Source organism: Micromonospora sp. LOL_021 (genome assembly GCF_048060215.1).
Taxonomy (GTDB): Bacteria; Actinomycetota; Actinomycetes; order Mycobacteriales; family Micromonosporaceae; genus Micromonospora_E.
Genome location: NZ_JBHMIN010000113.1, coordinates 1 through 2,365, shown reverse-complemented (window position 1 = coordinate 2,365; position 2,365 = coordinate 1). Strand labels below are relative to the sequence as shown.

Annotated in this window: 1 protein-coding gene; it reads left to right on the top strand. The window is 67.9% G+C overall.

Translation table 11 applies throughout. The features are described 5' to 3' along the window. Positions 1 to 616 precede the first annotated feature (616 nt). Positions 617 to 2,365 (top strand): group II intron reverse transcriptase/maturase (ltrA, locus tag ACFHWT_RS31150; RefSeq protein WP_416598249.1); only part of this gene is annotated, 1,749 nt, incomplete at its 3' end.

The window sequence follows — 2,365 nt, the reverse complement described above, 5'->3', positions numbered from 1 at the left end:
TGTAGTGTCCGGTCCCGTGCGCAAGGACCGTCCCCGCCTCGGCGTGCGTCGCGGGTAACCGCGGGGTGCGAAGCCCGGGGAAGGGCCCAAGGACTCCTGTTCCATCCAGGGGTTACCGGCTGGGGAAGACCGGACGGGTGAACGCGAGTGAACCCTCGATGACGCCTCGTCATAGGCACTTCCGCTCGATGGGACGCGCCAGCGGGAGACAGGGGCCAGCCGTTGCAAGGCGGCAGGTGCCGCTCGGAGGAATCTAGCCGGGCGGGAGCGCACCACCGTCCCCGGGGTTCAGAGGGCGCCCTACCCGGTCGTATCTGTCTCATGCGGAACGTGACAACCCCGATGGGGTCCAGACGGACAGTGATTCGGCTGGTAGGCCGCCTGTGAGGGCGGACGATGTCCCAGCGGGCGCAGGACGACCCGAGAAGCGAATGCCGGTGGCCGAAAGGCAGCGGGAAACCGGCGGCGGTGATGCTGGCTCCTCCGCCAGCGGTCGCCGGATAACCGGCCGGATAAGGGCATGTGCCCTGGCCTGAAAGGGCGCTGACGCGGGTCGGGTGAGCCTGCGGAGCTACTGCTGACCACAGCTTCGGAACCGAAGGGCAAGTTAGACACGATGACAGCTCATGCCTTCGCGGTGGCGATGGCGGCTCTCGGCGTGAACGGACCGGAGGACGATCGTGCTGGCTGGGACGCCATCGATTGGCGGACCTGCGAGGACAACGTACGGCGGCTACGGCAGCGGATCTTCGCGGCGTCGCGGGACGGGGACCTGAAGAAGGTCCGGAACTTGCAGAAGTTGATGCTCCGCTCGCGCAGCAACGCCGTGGTGGCGGTGCGGCGGGTGACGGAGCGCAATGCTGGTCGCAGGACGGCCGGGGTGGACCGGCAGGTCGTGGTGACTGGGGAGCAGAAGGCCGAACTGGCCGACTGGATCCAGAACGACGCCAGGCCGTGGACTCCCCTGCCGGTCAAGCGCGTGTATGTGCCCAAGAGCAACGGCCGCCGTCGCGGCCTCGGGATTCCCGTGATCGCTGACCGGGCGCTGCAAGCCCTGACGGTGAACGCGCTGGAGCCCGAATGGGAGGCCCGGTTCGAGCCGAAATCCTACGGCTTCCGACCAGGTCGTGGCTGCCACGACGCCATCGTGGCCATCCACACGACGTCGAGCCGCACCGACGCCAAACGGCTGTGGGTGCTCGACGCCGACCTAGCGGCGGCGTTCGACCGGCTCGACCACGACCACATTCGCCGGTCGCTGGGCTGGTTCCCCGGACGGGGACTGGTCCGGCAGTGGCTGAAAGCGGGCGTGGTCGAGGACGGCCGGTTCACCCCCACCGAGGAGGGCGCTCCCCAGGGCGGGGTGATCAGTCCGTTGCTCATGAACGTTGCTCTGCACGGCATGGAGACCGCCGCCGGGGTCCGCTACCACGTCACCGGCACCCGTGCCGGGAAGACGATGGACGGTTGCCCGGTCGTGGTCCGCTACGCCGACGATCTGATCGCCTTGTGTCACTCCCGTGAGCAGGCCGAACAGGTCAAGGCGGCACTGGCCGGATGGCTGGCGCCCAGGGGTCTGGTCTTCAACGAGGACAAGACCCGGATCACGCACCTGACCGAGGGCGTGGACTTCCTGGGGTTCAACATCCGCCGCTACCCCAACGGCAAGCTGCTGACCAAGCCGAGTAACGACGCGGTGCGACGGATCCGCAGACGCCTGTCCGTGGAGGTGCGGGCCCTGCGCGGGTCCAACGCCGACGCGATGATCGGCAAGCTCAACCCGATCATCAACGGATGGTGCGCCTACTACCGGATCGGGGTGTCCAAACGCGTGTTCAACGCGCTGGACGCCCACGCGTGGAAACTGGTCTACAAGTGGGCCAGGTTCACCCACGCGAACAAGCCGAGACGCTGGGTGGTAGCCCGGTACTTCGGCGAGTTCAACTCGTCCCGGCGCGACAGGTGGGTATTCGGGAGCCGGGAAACCGGCTACTACCTGCGCAAGTTCGCCTGGACTCCGATTGTCCGGCACCGGATGGTCGCAGGGACGGCATCACCCGACGACCCGACCCTGACCGACTACTGGACCCTGCGGCGTCGCCGCAGCAATCTCCCGGTGGACATCACCACGCAACGGCTCCTGCGAGCCCAGCACGGCCGGTGTCCGATCTGCCGAGACCTGCTGCTGCACGCCGACCACGAGCCGCGAAGCCCACGTGAGTGGGAACAATGGCTCACCGCCACCCGCAGAGCGGTCCGCAGACACGCGGTCACCGTCTGGGGAGCGGGAACACCGGACGAACGCGTCGCCAACCGCCTCATACACACCCACTGCCACCGCCGGACCACCAGCAACGGCAGCCCA